An 18,387-nucleotide genomic window follows, 5' to 3' on the forward strand; every position below is an offset into this window, starting at 1 on the left:
CACACCCCAGTGCCACACACCTGGGGGGCACGCCCCCCAGGGCACATCCCACGGCGCCGCCGGCTCAATGCCGCGGCGCCTTCCCTGTCACGGTTTCGCGCGCGGCGCCTTGCCCGTCAGCGTTTCCCTCGCGGCGCCGAGCCGCTCGCCCATCGCCGCGCCGAGCGCCTGCAACCCGCTCATCGGGCGCACCATCACCTCGAACTCGACGATCCGGCCTTCCTCGTCGAAGCGCAGCATGTCGATGCCCTTGAGCGCCTTCCCGTCGACCTCGGCGCTGAATTCCAGCACGACGCTGCTGCCGTCGGTGCTGGCGAAGGTGCGGTGATAGCGGAAGTTCTGGAACACCGTATTGACGGTCTTCAGCACCAGCTTGATCGCGTCGCGTCCCGGGTAGGGGGTATGCGCGACCGGGGAGCGGAACACGATCCGGTCCGACAGCAGCGGGTCCAGTTCCTCCATCGCATTGCGTTCCAGCAACCGATGCCAGGTCGCCAGCGTGCGGCGGGCGGCGTCGGACAGGGGCTGGTCGTCGACTTCCATCAGGCTCTCCTCTTCGGGTGGGGGACACCGGTTGGCGCGGCGGCGAGCCCGGATCCGTATGCCCGGCGTGTTCGCGCTATGCAACCAGTTGCAATAAGAATAGCAGTGCGCAGGGTGCTATGCAATCAGTTGCATAGCGAGAGTCCACTTCGACCTCAGGCAGCGGCGAAGCGCTATCGCCGGGGTCTTCCTGCCCGGATGGCCGCTCATCGAGTGTCGGACAGCGCTGGATAGCGAGGGGCATCGGAGGTGCGCTACAGTGCCGCCCAATGGCCCGGTACCGGCCCAGTCGGCCCCCACGACGCGCCTTCCGTCCGCCATGCAACCATCACCACGCCCATGACCCCTCGCGCCGCGCCAGGCCGACAAGAAGCGCCATCGGACGATGGCCGGCAACCCTTCGCGCTGTTTCGCGGTGACCGCGGCGCGGCCGCCCTCGAGGGGCTGCTCAACGCGCTGCCCCATCCGGTACTGGTCAAGGACCGCGCGCATCGCTGGCTGCTGTTGAACGACCAGATGTGCGAGCTGATGGGCCACAGCCGCGCGACCCTGCTCGGCCGGACCGATCACGACTTCCTGCCCAAGGAACAGGCCGACGGCTATTGGGCGGTCGACGACGAGGTGTTCGACACCGGCGAGGAGCGCGAGGTCGAGGAGACCCTGACCGCCGCCGACGGCAGCAAGCGCGTGCTGGCCACCCGCAAGCGCCGCGTCATGCTGGCCGGACAGGGCGGGGCCCCGATGCCCGTCGTGATCGCCTCGATCATCGATATCACCGACATCCGCCGGGCCGAGAGCGCGCTGCGCGAGAGCGAAGAGCACTACCGTCATTCGGTCGAACTCAATCCACAGGTGCAGTGGACCGCCGACGCGCAAGGCCTGGTGTCCGAAGCCGGGCCGCGCTGGGAGGAACTGACCGGCATGGCGGTGGAGCAGGGCATGGGGACCGGCTGGACCGGCCAGGTCCACCCCGACGATCTCGACGAAACGCTGCGGCGCTGGCAGGCCAGCGTCGACAGCGGGGCGCCGTTCGACAAGGCCTTCCGGCTGCGCATGCGCGGCGGCGAATACCGCTGGTTCCGCTCGCGCGCCGCCGCCCGTCGCGACGGCGAGGGCCGCGTGCTGCGCTGGTACGGCACGCTGGAGGACATCGACGATCGCATGCGCGCCGAGGCGGCGCTGCGCGAGAGCGAACGATTCAGCCGCAGCATCCTGGAAAACAGTCCGAACTGCATCCGCGTGCTCGATCTGGACGGACGCGTGCTGTACGCCAACGCGACCACCTACCGCCTGCTCGAGATCGAAGACGACGAACCGGTGCTCGGCGAGCGCTGGATCGACCTGATTCCGCAAGGCTGCCGTACGAATGCGGGCAAGGCGCTGGACGCGGCGCGCGCGGGCGGCATCGGCCGCTTCACGATCCGCCGCCATACCCGCAGCGGCGCCGTCCAGTGGCTCGACACGGTGACGGCGTCGATTCCCGGCGAGCAGGGCCGGCCGGCCCGCCTGCTGGCGATCTCGCTGGACGCCACCGAGGCGCGCGAGGCCCGCGAGGCCGCCGACCGCGCGCAACGCGAGGCGCAGCAGCTGGCCCAGCGGCTGTCCGCGGTGCTGGAGAGCACCATGGACAGCGTGATCGTGATCGATCGCGACTGGCGCCTGACCTACTTCAACGGCAACGCCGCGCGCGCCTTGCAGGAGCGCGCTCCCGCCATCGGCCGCAGCCTGTGGGACATGTTTCCCGAGGAAGCGGACGGCGTGTTCGCGCGGCACTACCGGCGCGCCCTGGACGAGCAGGTGCCGGTGGCCTTCGAGGAATACCTGCCGCCGCTGGCGATCTGGCTCGAGGTGCACGCCTATCCGACGCCCGAGGGCCTGTCGATCTTCTTCCGCAACATCACCGAACGGCGCCGCGCCGAACAGGAGCGCCTGGCCGCGCAACAGCACCTGGCCTATCTGAGCCGGCACGATGCGCTGACCGGCACGCCGAATCGCGTCGCCTTGCGCGAGCATCTGGACCTGCTGCTGCGCGAGCGCAGCCGCGCCGCCCTGCATTGCCTCGACCTGAGCGGCTTCAAGGCCGTCAACGATACCTTCGGCCATGCGGTCGGCGACGCCGTGCTGCGCCAGGTTGCCGACCGGCTGCGCAGTTGCCTGACCGAGGCCGATACCGTCGCGCGGCTGGGCAGCGACGAATTCGTGGTGGTACAGACGCCCGTGGCCGATGGCGAGCAGGCGGCCGCGCTGGCGCGCCGCATCCAGGGATGCCTGTCCGAGCCGTTCACGATCGAAGGGCATACCGTCACCATCGGCGCGAGCGTCGGCATTGCGCTCGCGCCGGAACACGGCGACCGGCCCGACGACCTGCTGCGCGCCGCCGATATCGCGCTCGACCACGCCAAGCGCGAGGGCGCGTCCAGCGTGCTGGCCTTCCACGCCGACATGGACGCGCAACTGCGCGCCCGCGTGGCGATCAAGCGCCATCTGCACCAGGCGCTGGCCGACGGACAGTTCCTGCTGCATTACCAGCCGGTGTACGACCTCCGTTCGGGACAGATCCGCTGCTTCGAGGCGCTGCTGCGCTGGCAGCATCCCGACCGCGGCATGATTTCGCCGGCCGAGTTCGTGCCGATGGCCGAAGAAACCGGCCTGATCGTGCCGCTCGGCGCCTGGGTGTTGCGCGAGGCGTGCCGGCAGGCCGCGGCGTGGCCGGCGTCGGTGTCGATGGCCGTCAACCTGTCGCCGCTGCAGTTCCGCGATCCGGCGCTGGTCGATACGGTGCGGCAGGCGCTGCGCGACGCAGGGATATCGCCCCAACGGCTGCAACTGGAGATCACCGAATCGGTGCTGCTGCAGGAGAGCCAGTCGAACCTGTCGACGCTGCAGGCGCTGCGCCAGATCGGCGTGCGCATTGCGATGGACGACTTCGGCACCGGCTATTCGTCGCTGGGCTATCTGCGCAGTTTTGCCTTCGACAAGATCAAGCTCGATCGCTCCTTCGTCACCGATCTTCACGGCGGCAACGAGGGGCGCGCGATCCTGCACGCGGTGGCGAGCCTCGGCGCGGCGTTCAAGCTTGTCACCACCGCCGAGGGCATCGAGACCGCGAGCCAGCTCGCCGCGGTGCGCGAGGAGGGCTACGACGAGGGGCAGGGCTACCTGTTCAGTCCGCCGGTGCCGGCGGAGCAGGCCGCTCGCCTGCTGGAGCGCGGCGCCAGCGAGCATATCGCCGGGCGCCCCGCTTCATGAGCGTGACTTCTATGCGCATGACTTTACGAGCGTGCCTTTACGACCGTCGGCCTCATGCCAGCGCGTGCCTGCCCGCTGCAATCAGGATCGCGTCGTCCTGCGGCGTATGGACGCGGCTGCAGAGCACGTCGCGATAGTGGCGCTCCAGCGGGTTGTTGCGGCTCAGTCCATGATTGCCGGCCAGTTGCAGCGCCAGTTCGACCGCGCGGATGGCGTTGCCGGTCACTGTGAATTTCAAAAGCCCGCTGTCGCCGAATGACGGCGGCCGGCCGGCATCGACGCGCGCGGTCGCGTCGTCGAGCAGCGCCCGGTTTGCCTGCAGCAGCGCGGCGATTTCTCCGATGATCTGCTGCACGCGAGGCAGGGTTGCCAACGGCGCGCCCAGGCTTGCCGGCGCACGGTTGCGCACGAAGTCGCGAATCCAGTCGAAGCCTGCGCGCGCCACTGCATCGTAGAGACTACCGAGCAGCACCACCATCCAGGCCTGCTGATCGGCATTGCCGTCGGTATCGGCCTGGCTGGCGGCCGCCGGCGCCCATTGCTCGGGCGGCCGGATGTCGACCGCATATTCCGGCGGAATCCACACATCGTCCAGCACCGTCTCGTGGCTGCCCGACGCGCGCAGCCCCAGGTGGTTCCAGTTCTCGATCACGCGAATGCCGCGTGCCGGATCGGCCGGACCCGGCACCAGGAACACGCCGACGCGCGGCTGCGGCTCGTCGGTGCGCGCCCAGACCGCCAGCCAGCGCAGGGCCGGGATGCCGGTGCAATAGAGCTTGCGCCCGTGCAGCCGCCAGCCGTCGGCGGTGCGCGTCGCCACCGTGCCCGGCAGTCCGCCTCGCGAAGGCGAGCCCAGTTCGGGCTCGACGCGCAGCGCGTTGATCAGCGCGCCCTCGGACACGGCGCTGTCGAACACCTGTTGCGCGACCGCCGAAGGCCAATGCCGGTCGTCGCGCGCGATCGCGCGGTGCTGCAGATAGGTCATCGTCAGCACCAGCGCAGTGGCGGCATCTCCCGCCGCCACTGCCCCAACGATGCGGCGCGCCTGCGCCAGGTTCGCGCCGCCGCCACCATGGGGTTGCGGCACGACCTGCGCGATCAGGCCATGGCGATGCAGCAGTGCGAAGTTGTCGTGCGCGAAGCTGCCGTCGGCATCGTGCCGCGCGGCGTTGGCGGAGAAGGTGGCACGCAAGACATCCAGCGTTTCATCGAGGCGCGGCTCGCTGCTCGGCAGCCGGCGCAAGGCGGAGGAAGGCATGGCGGTGGTTCCCTGTGCGGATTCGGATCGGCGCCTAGCGTAACGCCGCGATGCCGCTTCGATGAACGATGCAAATCGAATATGGAGTCTCGTTTTTATTCGTTCGGCCGCGCGCGGGTTTGCCTTACGTTTGTCGCCAGATTCCGCCGCCGTGGCTGCAGCGGGCGACACAGGAGAACCCATGAGCGTCGACATCATCGGCATGATCCAGAGCCAGAAGCAATCCGAGATCCATCCACCCAGTGGGCCCGCCGTCGATCGCGACTATGTGCGGGCTTTCGCGCAGGCGCATGAGCAGGCCGGCTTCGACCGCATCCTGGTGCCGCATCATTCCACCGGGCCGTCGGCCACGCTGACGATCTCGTATGCGGCCGCGGTGACCGAGCGCATTCACTTCATGCTGGCGCATCGCCCCGGCTTTACCGCGCCGACGCTGGCCGCGCGGCAGATCGCGACGCTGGACCAGTTCAGCGGCGGCCGGCTCGGCGTGCATGTGATCTCCGGCGGCTCGGACGACGAGCAGAAGCGCGATGGCGACTATCTCGATCACGACGAGCGCTATGCGCGCACCGACGAATATCTCGGCATCCTGCGCCGCATCTGGACCGAAGACGCGCCCTTCGATCACGAGGGCCGCTATTACCGCTTCCAGCGCGGCTTCTCCGAGGTCAAGCCCGCACAGCGGCCGCATGTGCCGATCTACTTCGGCGGGGCTTCGGCGCCGGCGATCGAAGTCGCCGGCAAGCACGCCGACGTCTATGCGCTGTGGGGCGAATCGCTGGAGCAGGTGCGCGAGCTGACCACGGGGGTTCGTGCCGAGGCGGCGAAGCACGGCCGCCAGATCCGCTTCTCGGTGTCGTTCCGCCCGGTGCTGGCGGACACCGAGCAGAAGGCCTGGGAGCGTGCCGACCGCATTCTCGAACGCACCCGCGCGCTGCGCGTGCAGCAGGGCTACAGCCGCGGCGGGCCGCAGCAGAGCGAGGGCGCACGCCGCCTGCTGGCCGCCGCGGAGCAGGGCGATCGCGTCGATACCCGGCTGTGGACCGCGATCGCGCGCGAGACCGGCGGCCGCTCCAATTCGACCGGACTGGTCGGCACGCCCGAACAGGTCGCGCACGCGCTGCTCGACTACTACGACCTCGGCGTCACCACCTTCCTGATCCGCGGCTTCGATCCGCTCGACGATGCGATCGACTACGGCCGCGAGCTGATTCCGCGGCTGCGCGCGCTGGTGGCCGAACGCGACGCGCAGCGGGCGCTTGAACAAGGGCAGGGGCAACGGCAGGCGGCATGAGCCCGATTGCCGCGCCCGCAATGCGCGACAACACATACCAAGACCAAACCAAGACGAAATCAGGAACACCTGGAACCACGGGAGCCGTATCACCATGAGCCAACTCGAATCCCCCGCCGATGCCAAGCCCGCCGCCGGACGGCGGCGCGACGTGCTGCGCCTGGCCGGCGCCGCGGCCCTCGCCGCGCCGGCGCTGATGCTCGGCCGGCGCGCCTGGTCCGCGCCGCGCAAGCTGACCTTTGCGTGGAATCAGAACTCGTTCTGCCTGACGCCGATCGTGGTCGCACAGGAAAAGGGCTTCTTCGAGAAGAACGGCCTGCAGGTCGATCTGATCAACTACAGCGGCTCCACCGACCAGCTGCTCGAATCGATCGCCACCGGCAAGGCCGACGCGGCCGTCGGCATGATCCACCGCTGGCTCAAGCCGCTGGAGGCGGGCTTCGACGTCAAGATCATCGGCAGCTCGCACGGCGGCTGCGTGCGGCTGGTCGGCGCGAAGGCGGCCGGCGTCACCAGTCTGCAGGCGCTGAAGGGCAAGACCGTCGGCGTCAGCGACCTGGCCGCGCCGGGCAAGCACTTCTTCACGATCCTGCTGGCCAAGAACGGCATCGACCCGGACAAGGACGTGACCTGGCGCCAGTATCCGGCTGACCTGCTCGGCGTGGCGGTCGACAAGGGCGAGATCCAGGCGATTGCCGACGGCGATCCGAATCTCTATCTGCTGGAGAAGCGCACCAACGGCGCCTACGTCGAACTGGCGACCAATCTGAGCGGCGAGTATGCGCGCAAGGTCTGCTGCGTGGTCGGCGCGCGCGGCGAACTGGTGCGCAACGACCGTCCGGCCGCGTCGGCACTGGCGCGCGCGATCGTGCAGGCCACCGACTTCGTGCACGAGAACCCGAACGAGGCCGCCAGGGTGTTCGCCAAGTACTCGCCGAAGATCTCGCTGGACGATCTGCGCAAGCTCTACGCGACGCTGACCTATACCCATCATCCGACCGGCATCGACCTGCGCGACGAGATCGCGTTCTATGCCGACGATTTCCGCCGGATCGGCGTGATCAAGAAGACCACCGATCCGCAACGCCTGGCGCAGCATGTCTATGCCAATGTCCTGGGATAAATCATGAGTACGCATCAACCTGCGTTCGAGGGCGCGCGCGATGCCGGCCGGGCGGCGCGCCGGGCCGGACGCGCTTCGGCCTCCGCCTCGCCCTCGGTGGCTTCGATCACGGCTGCCGGCGCAGCTGCGAGCGCGGCCGCGCCGGCACAATGGCCCGTCGGTTACGTTGCCGCGCTGGCATGGGCGGGCTTCGGCCTGCTGACCTGGCGCTGGCCCAACCGCGTGGCCGGCTTCAGCGACTGGGCCTATACCGCCGAGCTCGGCGTCGCGGCGCTGGCCGTGGCGGCGGCGCTGGCGCTGTCCGCGGCGATCGGTGCGCGCGTGTGGGCCGGGCGCCGCGGCTGGACGGCGCTGCGCGGCGCCGGACCCTGGCTGGTCGCGCTGCCGCTGGTGCTGGCCGGCTGGGAGTTCCTGACCGCCAAGACCGGAACCTTGCCGACGCCGTTCTTCGCGCCGCCGCAGGCGCTGATCGAGGTCTATCTCGACGACTGGCGCCGGCTCGGCGACAGCGCGCTGAACACGCTGAAGCTGCTCGGCTTCGGTGTCGCGCACGGCGCGGTGGTCGGTTTCCTGATCGGCGTCTCGATCGGCTGGTCGCGGCGGATCGGCTATTGGGTGCATCCGGTGCTGCGCGTGCTCGGCCCCTTGCCGTCGACGGCCCTGCTGCCGCTGACCTTCTACTTCTTCCCGTCCAGCTATTCGGCCGCGGTGTTCCTGATCGCGCTGGCCACGGCTTTTCCGGTGGCGGTGCTGACGTGGTCGGGCGTTGCCAGCGTCGACAAGCGCTACTACGACGTGGCGCGCACGATGGGGGCGTCGGGCTGGTTCCTGGTGCTGCGCGTGGCGATTCCGGCGGCCTTGCCGCAGGTGTTCGTCGGCCTGTTCATGGGGCTGGGCGCGTCGTTCTCGGTGCTGGTCACCGCCGAGATGATGGGCGTCAAGTCGGGGCTCGGCTGGTACCTGACCTGGGCGCAGGGCTGGGCCTCCTACGTCAACATGTACGCGGCGCTGATCGTGATGGCGCTGCTGTTTTCCGGGGTGATCACGCTGCTGTTCGCGCTGCGCGACCGGGCACTGTCGTGGCAGAAGGGGACCGTCAAATGGTGAGCGCGGCGATTGCGGACAAGGCAAAGGCGACCGCGGTGCAGGGACCGGCTGGGTTGCATCCACAAAAGAACGACGGGACGGGTGGGGTCATTGAGCGCGAGGGAGCCGGCGCGCGCATCGAGGTACGACAGGTCAGCCACTGGTTCGGGGACGGCGAGACACGGCTGCAGGTGCTCGACCGGGTCGATCTGAAGGTAGAGCCGGGGGAATTCGTTGCGCTGCTGGGGCCCAGCGGCTGCGGCAAGTCGACCTTGCTGCGACTGGTTGCGGGCCTCGATGCGCCGGTGGAGGGTCGAATCCTGCAGGACGGCGCGACGATCGCCGAGCCGGACCCGGCGCGCATCGTCGTGTTCCAGGACCCGACGCTGTTTCCGTGGCGGCGCGTCTGGGACAACGTGGCCTTGGGCCTGCAGGCGCGCGGCCTGCTCGGCCGCGAACATCATCGCGTCGACGCGGCGCTCGAACGCGTGGGCCTGAAGGACTTCGCGCGCGCCTTTCCGCATCAGCTGTCGGGCGGCATGGCGCAGCGCGTGGCGCTGGCACGTGCGCTGGTCAACGATCCGCGCCTGCTGGTCCTGGACGAGCCGCTCGGCAAGCTCGATTCGCTGACGCGGCTGGCGATGCAGAGCGAGCTGGTCGCGCTGTGGCAACGCGCCGGGTTCTCGGCCCTGCTGGTCACGCACGATGTCGAGGAGGCGCTGTTCCTGGCGCAGCGCGTGATCGTGTTCAGCGATCGGCCGGCGCGCATCCGCGCGGAGATCGAGGTCGATCTGCCGTATCCGCGCCATCGCGGCGATCCGCGGCTGACCGAGATGCGGCACGAGGCGCTGCGGCATCTGGGACTGGACGCGAGCTGGTGATGGAGGAAGCGTTGCGGGAGGCGTTGGAGGGGGCGTTGGAGGGGGCGTTGGAGGGTGCGTTGAAGGAGGCGTTGGCGCAAGCGTTGAACGCAGCGTCGGGGGGAGCCTTCGGTGACGCCGCGGCGCGAACGGTCCGATGAACGGCGTGGTATTGCCGCCCTGGCTCGATACGCTGTTGGCCATCGTCGAGCAGGCGCAGTTCGGCCTGCTGCGGCTATGGCACTGGCTGGGGCTGACCGGCGACGCGCACGGACAGCCGGCCTGGCCCTGGAGCCATCGCATCGCCGGCGAAACGCTGCTGATCGATCTCGGCGTGGCAAGGCAACTGGCGTGGACAGGGATCGCCGTCGCGCTGTCGCTGGTGGCGATTGTGCTTGCGCTGCCATGGCGGCGCCGGCGCGTGCTGTTGCTGACGATCGCGGCCGCGAGCCTGCTGTTTGCACCCTGGCCTGCGCCGGCGCTGCTGTTCGTGCCGGCGGCGCCGACCAGCTTTCATGCGAGTCCGACCGGATTTTCTGTGGAAGCGATTGCCGTCGGCGCGCGAATCTATGGGCAGCATTGCGCGGCCTGCCACGGCGACGACGGCCGCGGCGAAGGGCCGATGGCGGCGACGCTGCCGCGTTGGCCGCCAACGCTGGTCGGCCCCTTGCTCGGACGCCGTGCCGATGGCGAGCTGTTCTGGCATATCGCCGATGGCATGCGCGATGACGATGGCCGCCTCGTGATGCCGGCGTTTGCCGGCGTATTGCGCGATGACGAAATCTGGGCCGTGCTCGACTACGCCAAGGCGCTCGCGGCGGGCGAGGGTGCGAAGTCGGCCGGCAGCTGGCCGATGGCGGTACCGGTTCCCGATATGGCGATACGCTGCGGCGCCGATGCGCCGCGCCGGCTGGCGCGGTGGCGCGACGGCCAGCGGCTGCGGCTGGTCGCCTTCGACGGCTCGCCCGATCGCATTCCGCTCGAGGATCCACGCTTTCTCACGCTGCTGGTGACGCCCGACGGCAGGCCGCCCGCCGCCGTGCCGCAGTTTCGCAGCGAGTGCACGGCGGTGTCGCCGCAGGCCTGGGATATCGTCGCGCGGCTTGGCGGCGTCGCGCCGGAACGCCTTGCCGGCACCGAGCTGCTGGCCGATCGCAACGGCTGGCTGCGTGCACGCGGCACGCCGCAGCAGAAGGGCTGGTCCGATGCCGATCTGCTGTGCGAGTCGGGCCAGCCGGCGAAGTCAGCATCGGGCGGCAAGCCTGCACCCGATGGGCTGACTGCGCTGCTGTTGCGGATGGACGCCGAGCCGGTGCGCTTCGTCAAGGGCGGGATCGTGCATTAGCGGAAGGCCGGCAAGCGGAGCGCGGCCGTGAGCCGCGGTGAGCGGGGGGGGGGCGGCGGTGAGCGGCAGTGCGCGGCGCTGTGCGGTGGCGTGCAGCATTGCGCCTTACCGCTTCATCATCGCCACCAGCGTATCGACGAAGTCCAGCGCCAGCCGCGACAGCGGCTCGGTCTCGACATGGAAGATCTGCGCCGATGCCATGACGCGGGTCTTGACCGGCACCGCGACGATGTCGGGCCAGCTCTGGCCGAACACGGTCATCGCATCGACCAGCGCGATGCCGGCGCCGGCCTGCGCCAACGCACGGGCGACGTGGGCCTGTTCCACCTGCACGCTGAAATCGGGCTGGTCCGCCTCGCCGCCGAACATCTCGCGGATCAGCAGGCCGAACGGCACGTCGTCGCCGTAGCCGATCAGCGCCTCGCCGGCCAGTTCGGCCGGCCGCACGGCACTGCGCCCGGCAAGCCGATGGCCCTCGGGCACCAGCGCGACCAGCGGATTGCGCGCCAGCACGCGCGCCTCCAGATTCGGGTGCGTCAGCGGCATGGTCGACACGCCCAGCTCGACCTGCCCCGACAGCAGCGCGCGCAGCATATTGGCCGGAATCTGCGTGCGCACGACGATCCGCACTTCGGGATGCGCCAGGCGGAAGCGCGCGATCGCGCGCGGCAGCACCGTCTGCCCCAGATTGGGGCTGCACGACACACGCAGGCTGCCGGTGCGGTTCGCCGCCAGGTCCTCGGCGATCTCGTTGACGCGCTCGATGCCCTCGTAGACCGAGTTGACCTCGGCCAGCATGCGGCGCGCTTCCGGCGTCGGATACAGCCTTCCCTTGGTGCGGCGAAACAGCGCGAAGCCCAGGCGCTGCTCGGTATGCGACAGCAGGCGGCTGATTGCCGGCTGCGAGACGTACAGCAGCTTGGCGGCGGCGCTGATGGAGCCCGTCAGCATCACCGCGCGAAAGACTTCGATCTGGCGCAGATTGATTTTCATGACATAACACGATGTTAAGCATTACCGATATATAAGCATATGACAGTCATGGCCGCGCTCCCTACACTGATTTCGACGAATCCACGATTCGACGATCCACGACATCAGGAGACGGTATGAGCGACATCCATCTGACCTACCTCAACGGCAAGGACATCGCGCAGCTGGCGATGACCGACGCGGAGATCCTTGCCGCGGTCGAGCAGGGGCTGGTGGCGCAGGGCAATGGGCAGACCGTGATCGAGCCGCGCATGCATCTGATCCCGGACCCCGCCTTCAACGGGCACTTCAATGTGCTGCGCGGTTATGTCGCGCCGCTCGGGCTGGCGGGGGTCAAGATCGTCGGCGACTTCGTCGACAACTACAAGCAGGGCCTGCCGTCGGAAATGGCGCTGCTGAACCTGTTCGACCCGCGCACCGGCATGCCGGTCGCCGTGATCGACGCGACTTTCATCACCGATGCCCGCACGGGGGCGCTGACCGCGCTGGGCGCGCGTCATCTGGCGCGGCGCAACAGCAAGGTGCTCGGCCATATCGGCGCGCGCGGGACCTCGTACTGGAATATCCGGCTGCTCGACAGCCTGTTCGACTTCGACGAGATCCGCGTGCACTCGCGCCGCCCCGAAAGCCGCAACGCGTTCGCCGCCAGGCTGGAGCGCGACCTGGGCAAGCCGATCGTCGTGACCGAGGACTGGGAGTCGTGCGTGCGCGGCGCCGATATCGTCGTCGAAGCCTCGCGGCTGGAACGGCCGACGCCGCTGCTGAAGACCGAATGGATCTCGCGCGGCGCCTTCGTCGTGCCCTACGGCACGATGAGCGCGGTCGAGCTGTCGCTGACCGACATCATGGACAAGCTGGTGGTCGACGACTGGAGCCAGTGCAAGGGAGGCATGTTCGGCTCGCTGCGCGCCCATGTCGAGGCCGGCAAGCTGTCGGAGCAGACGCTGTACGCCGAGCTCGGCGAGATCGTTGCCGGCCGCAAGCCCGGGCGGCAGAGCGACGACGAGACCAATCTGTTCTGGCATCGCGGCCTGTCGCTCAGCGATATCGCGCTCGGCCACGCGATCATGCAGAAGGCGCAGCGCATGGGCATCGGGCAAAGGCTGGTCTACGCATGATCGCCAATGCACGGATGTACTCGGTGTCGCCGCAGGCCGGCGCGGCCTGGCGGACGCTGCTGATGCGCGTGGCACAGCGCGCCGGCGTGGAGTTGGCCTATGTCGAGCACGATGCGCCCGCGCCGATCCGCGCGCTGTGGGAGCGCGACGATTGCGCCTGCGTGCTGATGTGCGGCTATCCGTTTGCGACGGCGCCGGTGCGCTACCGGTTGCTGGCGGCGCCGGTGCCCGACCTGCCGCGCTATGGCGGCCTGCCGCGCTACTTCAGCGAGTTCATCGTGCGTGCCGATTCGCCGCGCGCCTCGCTGGCGCAGACCTTCGGCAAGCGCCTTGCGTGCATGTTGCCGGAATCCAATTCCGGCTATAACGCGCCGCGCCGCTATCTGATGGAGTTCGGGCTGGTCGACGGGGCGTTGTATCTGCCGACCGAAGCGGCCACGCCGACCCCGCAGGACGTGATCGATGCCGTCATTGCAGGCAGGGCGGAGGTTGGCGTGGTCGACAGTTATGTGCTGGACCTGCTGCGTCTGCATGTGCCCGGGCGGATCGCCGCCTTGCGCACGCTGGCGGTGACGCAGTCCTCGCCGATTCCGCCGCTGGTCGCCTCGCCCGGCATCGACGAGGAGATTGCCGCGCGGCTGCGCGGGGCATTGCTGGACGCGCATCGCGATCCGGACTGTGCCGAAGCGCTCGCCACGCTGCGGCTGGCGCGCTTTGCCGCGGTGGAGCCGGGCGATTACCGGCGCCTGGTCCGGTGGGCGCGCGAGGCTGACCACGCGGGCGTCGCGCTGACCGCGGCGACGCCCGTGGCGCAGGGGCTTTCGTCGCCGCTGTCGGAGCCATCGTCGCGACCGTCGTCGCAGCCGCTGTCGGAGCCACTGTCAGAACCTTTGTCGAAGCCCTTGCCGCACCCCTCCGATCCATTGGCCTGATTCACTCGGGAGATTCACGATGATGCGTTTGCTTTCCACGATACTGGGCGCGCTGCTTGCGGCAAGCGTGCCGCCTGGCGCATCGGCGCAGGGCGGCGGCGGGCAAGCCTATCCCGCCAAGCCGGTCCGGCTGGTGGTGCCCTTTGCCGCCGGCGGCCCGGCCGACGTGCTCGGCCGCGCGGTGGGCGATGGCCTGTCCAAACGCTGGAGCCAGCCGGTCGTCGTCGAGAACAAGGCCGGCGCGGCGGGCACGATCGGCGTCGATCAGGTCGCCAAGGCGGCACCCGACGGCTATACGCTCGCCGTGGTGCCGGTCGGCAATATCGCCGTCAATCCTTCGCTGATGCCGAACCTGCCCTACAAGGCGGCCGACCTGGTGCCGGTCACGATGCTGGCGACGGCCGAGAACGTGCTGGTGGTCCACCCTGGCGTCCAGGCCAGGTCGCTCGGGGATCTGCTCAAGCTCGCCCGCCAGCAGCCCGGCAAGCTGACGTTCGCCTCGCCCGGGGCCGGCAGCCAGGCGCATCTGGCCGGTGAACTGCTGCAGCTCGACGCCAACGTCAAGCTGATCCACGTGCCCTACAAGGGCGTCAGCCCGGCGATGACCGACCTCGTCGGCGGCCAGGTCACGATGATGTTCGCGCAGATGTCGGCGGCGCTGCCGTATATCCAGGCCGGCCGGCTGCGCGCGCTCGGCGTGGCCAGCGCCAGGCGCTCGGCCGTGCTGCCCGATGTGCCGACCATCGCCGAACAGGGCTTTCCGCAGTTCGAGGCGGTGTCCTGGTACGCGCTGATGGCGCCCGCCGGCACGCCGCGCGAGGTCGTCGAGCAGCTGAGCCGCCAGGCTGGCGAAGTGCTGGCCGATCCGGGCCTGAAGAGCAAGCTCGCGACGCTCGGCATGGACGTCGGCGGCGGCACGCCACGGCAATTGGCCGAGACGATCCAGAAGGAGACGACGCGCTGGGCCGGGGTGATTCGGCAGCGGGGGATTACGGTGGATTGAGCAATCCGTGAGGCAACGCCCGGGGACAGACCGGCGTACAAAATGAAGTGGCCGGCGCAAGGCGGGCCACTGACGTACCTGGAGTCATCACCGGCATGTACATCCGGGAGAGGACAGATTAGGGCAGCGGTCGGATTCCAACGTAGTTCAAAAGTCCGCGCTCCTTCCCGACTGCTCGCGTTCGCAATGCCTTTGATGGCTATTCCGTCTTGTCGCTCAGATACTCCCGCCGCTCGATCCCATGCCGATGCAGCTTGTCGTAGAAGGTCTTGCGCGCGATGCCCAGCGATTCCAGCGTTGCGCGAACATTGCCGCCGTTCGCGGCGAGCGTGTCGCGGATCAGTTGGGCCTCGTAGCGGTCCATCCGTTCGGCCAGCGTGCCTTCGGCGCTGGTGTCGCCTGAGGTCGCGGCCTGCGCGGCGGGGGGCGTCGGCAGCGTATGCACGCCCAGCACGAAGCGTTCGGCGAAATGCAGCAGTTCGCGTACGTTGCCGGGCCAGGCGTGCGTATTGAGGTAGCGCCGTACCGCGTCGGTGACCGGCGGCGCCTCGCGCTGGAAGCGGCGCGCGGCCTGGCCGGTGAAGACCTCGAACAGCAGCGGAATGTCTTCGCGCCGCTCGCGCAGCGGCGGCATGTACAGCGTGACGACGTTGAGGCGGTAATACAGATCCTCGCGGAAATCGCCGCGCTGCGCGGGGTCGCCCAGATCGACCTTGCTGGCCGCGATCACGCGCAGATCGACCGGCCGCATTTCGTTGGTGCCCAGCGGCGCGACGCTGCGCGTCTCCAGCACGCGCAGCAGCTTCAGCTGCACCGACGGCGGCATGCCTTCGATCTCGTCGAGAAACAGCGTGCCGCCGTTGGCGTGTTCGATGCGGCCGATCCGCTTGCGTTGCGCGCCGGTGAAGGCGCCGGGCTCGTGGCCGAACAGCTCGCTCTCGATCACGCTCTCGGGCAGCGCCGCGCAATTGAGCGCGACCAGCTCGCCGGCGCTGCGCCGGCTCCAGCGATGCAGCGCGGTCGCGGCCATTTCCTTGCCGCTGCCCGTTTCGCCGACCACTAGCACATCGACATCGGCATCCGCGATATGACGGATGGTCTGGCGCAGCCGCTCCATCGCCGGCGTCACGCCGATCAGCGGCCAGGCGCTTTCCGCTTGCGTCGCGGCGTCCTGCAGCCGGCGGTTTTCCAGCACCAGACGGCGCTGTTCCCAGGCATGGCCGACGGCGGTCAGCAGGCGATGGGTGGCGTAGGGCTTCTCCAGAAAATCGTAGGCGCCGCGGCGCATCGCCTCGACCGCCTGCGCGATATCGCCATGGCCGGTGATGAAGATCACCGGCAGGCTGGCGTCGCGCTCCAGCACCCGCTCGAACAGCTGCAGGCCGTCGAGCCCCGGCATCCGCATATCGGTGACCAGCACCTCGGGATAGCCGTCGCGCAGGCTGTCGAGAAAGGACTGCGCGCTGGCGTGCGCGTCGACCCGATAGCCGGCCAGGGTCAGGCTTTCGGCTGCTGCGGCGCGAACGTCGTGGTCGTCGTCGACCAGGGCGACCCGGCGTACCGGACCCTGACTGGCTTGCGCTTCGCTGGTTTGCATCATGGAGCTGAATTCAGTGTGATGGTGAAGATCGCGCCGCTGCCGCTTCCGCCGTTTCCGCCGCTGCGGGGGCGCGTATCGAGCGTGCCGCCGAACTCGGCGACGATGTCGCGGCTGATCACCAACCCCAGTCCCATGCCCTCCGGCTTCGAGGTGGAGAAGGGCGTGAACAGCCGCTCGGCGATCTCGGGCGCGATGCCGGGGCCGTTGTCGGCGATCTCGATGCGCACGCGCGCATCGTCCCCACCGTTCGCACCGTCCGCATGGTCCGCATGCGTCGCGATGTCGATCCGCGCATCGTCGCGGCCGGCGACGGCGTCCAGCGCGTTCTGCAGCAGATTGACCAGCACCTGTTCGAGCCGCAACCGTTCCGCCTGCACCCGCAGGCCCTTGTCGCCGGAGCGCACCAGGGCGACGGGCTGCGTGCGCAGGCGCGGCCCCAGCAACAGCAGCGCGCCTTCGATCGCGTCGTCCACTGGCGTCGGCTCGCGCGCGCCCGAACCCTTGCGGGCAAACGCGCGCAGCTGGCCCGTGATGGCGCCGATGCGCTCGGTCAGTGCGCCGATCCGCGCGAGGCTGGAGCGCGCGCCGTCGGCCTCGCCGCGCTCCAGATAGCTGCCGGCGTTGTCGGCATAGCTGCGGATCGCCGCCACCGGCTGATTGATCTCATGGGCGACGCCGGCGGCGATCTGGCCGAGGAACGTCAGCTTGTTGGCCTGCACCAGTTCTTCCTGCGCGGCATGCAGCCGCAGTTCGGCCTGGCGGCGCTCCTCCATCTCCGCGCGCAACTGGTCGTTGGCGGCCTGCAGTTCGGCGGTGCGCGCCTGCACGCGCGCGGTCAGTTCGGCGCGGATCGCGGCCTGCTGCGCATTGTGCCGCCGCAGCCGGCGCCGCACGTAGATCGCGCTGGCAATGGCGATATAGGCGAGCAGCAGCACCACCAGCGCCTGCGCCTGCATCCGCGCCGCGATGCCGGTCCGCTCGTCGCGGCTGGGCGCCAGCAGATGGAAGGTCCAATGCGTGGACGGTACGGGCAGCGCAACGTGGAGATAGCTGTCGCCTGCCGGATGACCGGGCACGTCGGCACGCACCTCCTCGCCGCTGGCCGGCGGCTTGCGCGCCGGCGCGCCACCGGTCGCAGCGGAAAACGGCCGGATCGGCAGCGGGGCGAAGGTGCCATCGCCGAACTGCAGGCTGCGCCGCAGCTGCTCGGCCGCCGCCTCGCCCAGCGGCACCATCGAGCGGAAGCGCCAGCCGGGCTCGCTGGTCAACAGCACCACGCCATCGCTGTTGGTGACGAAGACCGGCTCGGCCAGGTGCGCCCAGTCTTCCTCGAGGCCGGGGAACTCGACCTTGACGACCACCACGCCCAGCGGCTGTCCGCCGGCATCGTCGAGCCGGTGCGACAGGTAAAGGCCGGGGCGGCGGCTGATCGTGCCCAGGGCGAAGTGCTCGGCGGCGCCGCCGGCCATCGCGCCCTGGTAGTAGGGGCGGAAGGCGTAGTTCTCGCCGACGAAGCTGTCGGGGCCGCGCCAGTTGCTCGAGGCGACCGTCAGGCCGCGGCGGTCCACCGCGTAGATCACCGAGGCGCCCGTGCCGGCCGCCAGCGCCTCGAGCTTGCCGTTCAGCGCGGCAAGGCGCTGCGGGTCGGCCGTCGCCAGCGCCGTCTTCACGTCGGGGTCCTGCGCCAGCACGAACGGCAGCGCGCGATGCTTTTCGAGATCCCGCCGCAGCGTGGCGACGTTGAACTGCGCGGCCGTCAGCGCACGCTGGGTGACCGCCGCGGTGGCCTCGCGATGCGCCGTGCGCTCGACCATCCGCAGCACCGCGACCGTCAGCGCCAGCATCAGCAGCGCGGCCAGCGCGACGCCCGCCGCGGCGCGCGGCGTGAAGGACCGGCGCGCGGGCGCGTGGTCGGTTGGCAGGGTCGCGGCGGGCGGGCGGGCCATCGGCGGGGTGAAGGGGGCGGTGATAGCGAAGCGGTCA

At 69.5% G+C, this 18,387-nt stretch carries 14 protein-coding genes; 9 read left to right on the forward strand and 5 right to left on the reverse strand.

Annotated features, from left to right (window positions below):
• Window positions 1-87: 87 nt before the first annotated feature.
• On the reverse strand, window positions 88-543 hold the full coding sequence (locus F1599_RS14150) for a nuclear transport factor 2 family protein (protein ID WP_149318180.1): 456 nt from the start codon (window positions 541-543) through the stop codon (window positions 88-90).
• 339 nt (window positions 544-882) lie between these two features.
• Here F1599_RS14150 and F1599_RS14155 point away from each other — a divergent pair, with 339 nt between their 5' ends.
• The gene (locus F1599_RS14155; RefSeq protein WP_150083464.1) at window positions 883-3,792 is read left to right on the forward strand and encodes a bifunctional diguanylate cyclase/phosphodiesterase; all 2,910 of its coding nucleotides are present in this window, start codon (window positions 883-885) and stop codon (window positions 3,790-3,792) included.
• 52 nt (window positions 3,793-3,844) lie between these two features.
• Here F1599_RS14155 and F1599_RS14160 read toward each other — a convergent pair whose 3' ends face one another.
• On the reverse strand, window positions 3,845-5,050 hold the full coding sequence (locus tag F1599_RS14160) for an acyl-CoA dehydrogenase family protein (protein WP_150083465.1): 1,206 nt from the start codon (window positions 5,048-5,050) through the stop codon (window positions 3,845-3,847).
• 181 nt (window positions 5,051-5,231) lie between these two features.
• Here F1599_RS14160 and F1599_RS14165 point away from each other — a divergent pair, with 181 nt between their 5' ends.
• The 5 genes from F1599_RS14165 to F1599_RS14185 all read left to right on the forward strand — a co-directional run bounded on the left by F1599_RS14165 (window position 5,232) and on the right by F1599_RS14185 (window position 10,758).
• Window positions 5,232-6,344 (forward strand): LLM class flavin-dependent oxidoreductase, encoded by a 1,113-nt coding sequence (locus F1599_RS14165; RefSeq protein ID WP_150083466.1) that lies wholly within the window; start codon window positions 5,232-5,234, stop codon window positions 6,342-6,344.
• Window positions 6,345-6,438: 94 nt separating this feature from the next.
• Window positions 6,439-7,467 (forward strand): ABC transporter substrate-binding protein, encoded by a 1,029-nt coding sequence (locus F1599_RS14170; protein ID WP_150083467.1) that lies wholly within the window; start codon window positions 6,439-6,441, stop codon window positions 7,465-7,467.
• A 3-nt stretch (window positions 7,468-7,470) separates the two neighbouring features.
• The gene (locus F1599_RS14175; RefSeq protein ID WP_150083468.1) at window positions 7,471-8,574 is read left to right on the forward strand and encodes an ABC transporter permease; all 1,104 of its coding nucleotides are present in this window, start codon (window positions 7,471-7,473) and stop codon (window positions 8,572-8,574) included.
• Window positions 8,568-9,434, forward strand: a complete 867-nt coding sequence (locus F1599_RS14180; RefSeq protein WP_223819640.1) for an ABC transporter ATP-binding protein — start codon at window positions 8,568-8,570, stop codon at window positions 9,432-9,434. The genes F1599_RS14175 and F1599_RS14180 overlap by 7 nt, the downstream gene beginning before the upstream one ends.
• Window positions 9,435-9,570: 136 nt before the next feature.
• Window positions 9,571-10,758, forward strand: a complete 1,188-nt coding sequence (locus F1599_RS14185; RefSeq protein WP_150083469.1) for a c-type cytochrome — start codon at window positions 9,571-9,573, stop codon at window positions 10,756-10,758.
• A gap of 105 nt (window positions 10,759-10,863) precedes the next feature.
• On the opposite strand, the gene F1599_RS14190 is transcribed toward F1599_RS14185, so the two are convergent.
• The gene (locus F1599_RS14190; protein ID WP_150083470.1) at window positions 10,864-11,751 is read right to left on the reverse strand and encodes a LysR family transcriptional regulator; all 888 of its coding nucleotides are present in this window, start codon (window positions 11,749-11,751) and stop codon (window positions 10,864-10,866) included.
• A 116-nt stretch (window positions 11,752-11,867) separates the two neighbouring features.
• Here F1599_RS14190 and F1599_RS14195 point away from each other — a divergent pair, with 116 nt between their 5' ends.
• The 3 genes from F1599_RS14195 to F1599_RS14205 are packed head-to-tail and all read left to right on the forward strand — an operon-like array spanning window position 11,868 to window position 14,804.
• Entirely contained in the window at window positions 11,868-12,869 is a 1,002-nt protein-coding gene (locus F1599_RS14195) for an ornithine cyclodeaminase family protein (protein ID WP_150083471.1), read from the forward strand.
• A complete protein-coding gene (locus F1599_RS14200) occupies window positions 12,866-13,801 on the forward strand; it encodes a phosphate/phosphite/phosphonate ABC transporter substrate-binding protein (protein ID WP_150083472.1) in 936 nt (311 codons plus the stop codon). The genes F1599_RS14195 and F1599_RS14200 overlap by 4 nt, the downstream gene beginning before the upstream one ends.
• 19 nt (window positions 13,802-13,820) lie before the next feature.
• Complete coding sequence (locus F1599_RS14205; RefSeq protein ID WP_150083473.1) at window positions 13,821-14,804, forward strand: tripartite tricarboxylate transporter substrate binding protein; 984 nt, start codon at window positions 13,821-13,823, stop codon at window positions 14,802-14,804.
• Between the two features lie 199 nt (window positions 14,805-15,003).
• On the opposite strand, the gene F1599_RS14210 is transcribed toward F1599_RS14205, so the two are convergent.
• A complete protein-coding gene (locus F1599_RS14210) occupies window positions 15,004-16,404 on the reverse strand; it encodes a sigma-54-dependent transcriptional regulator (protein WP_150083474.1) in 1,401 nt (466 codons plus the stop codon).
• A complete protein-coding gene (locus F1599_RS14215) occupies window positions 16,401-18,350 on the reverse strand; it encodes a sensor histidine kinase (protein ID WP_150083475.1) in 1,950 nt (649 codons plus the stop codon). Before F1599_RS14215 ends, F1599_RS14210 begins: the two co-directional genes overlap by 4 nt.
• Window positions 18,351-18,387: the final 37 nt, after the last annotated feature.

This window comes from Cupriavidus cauae, assembly GCF_008632125.1.
GTDB lineage: Bacteria > Pseudomonadota > Gammaproteobacteria > Burkholderiales > Burkholderiaceae > Cupriavidus > Cupriavidus cauae.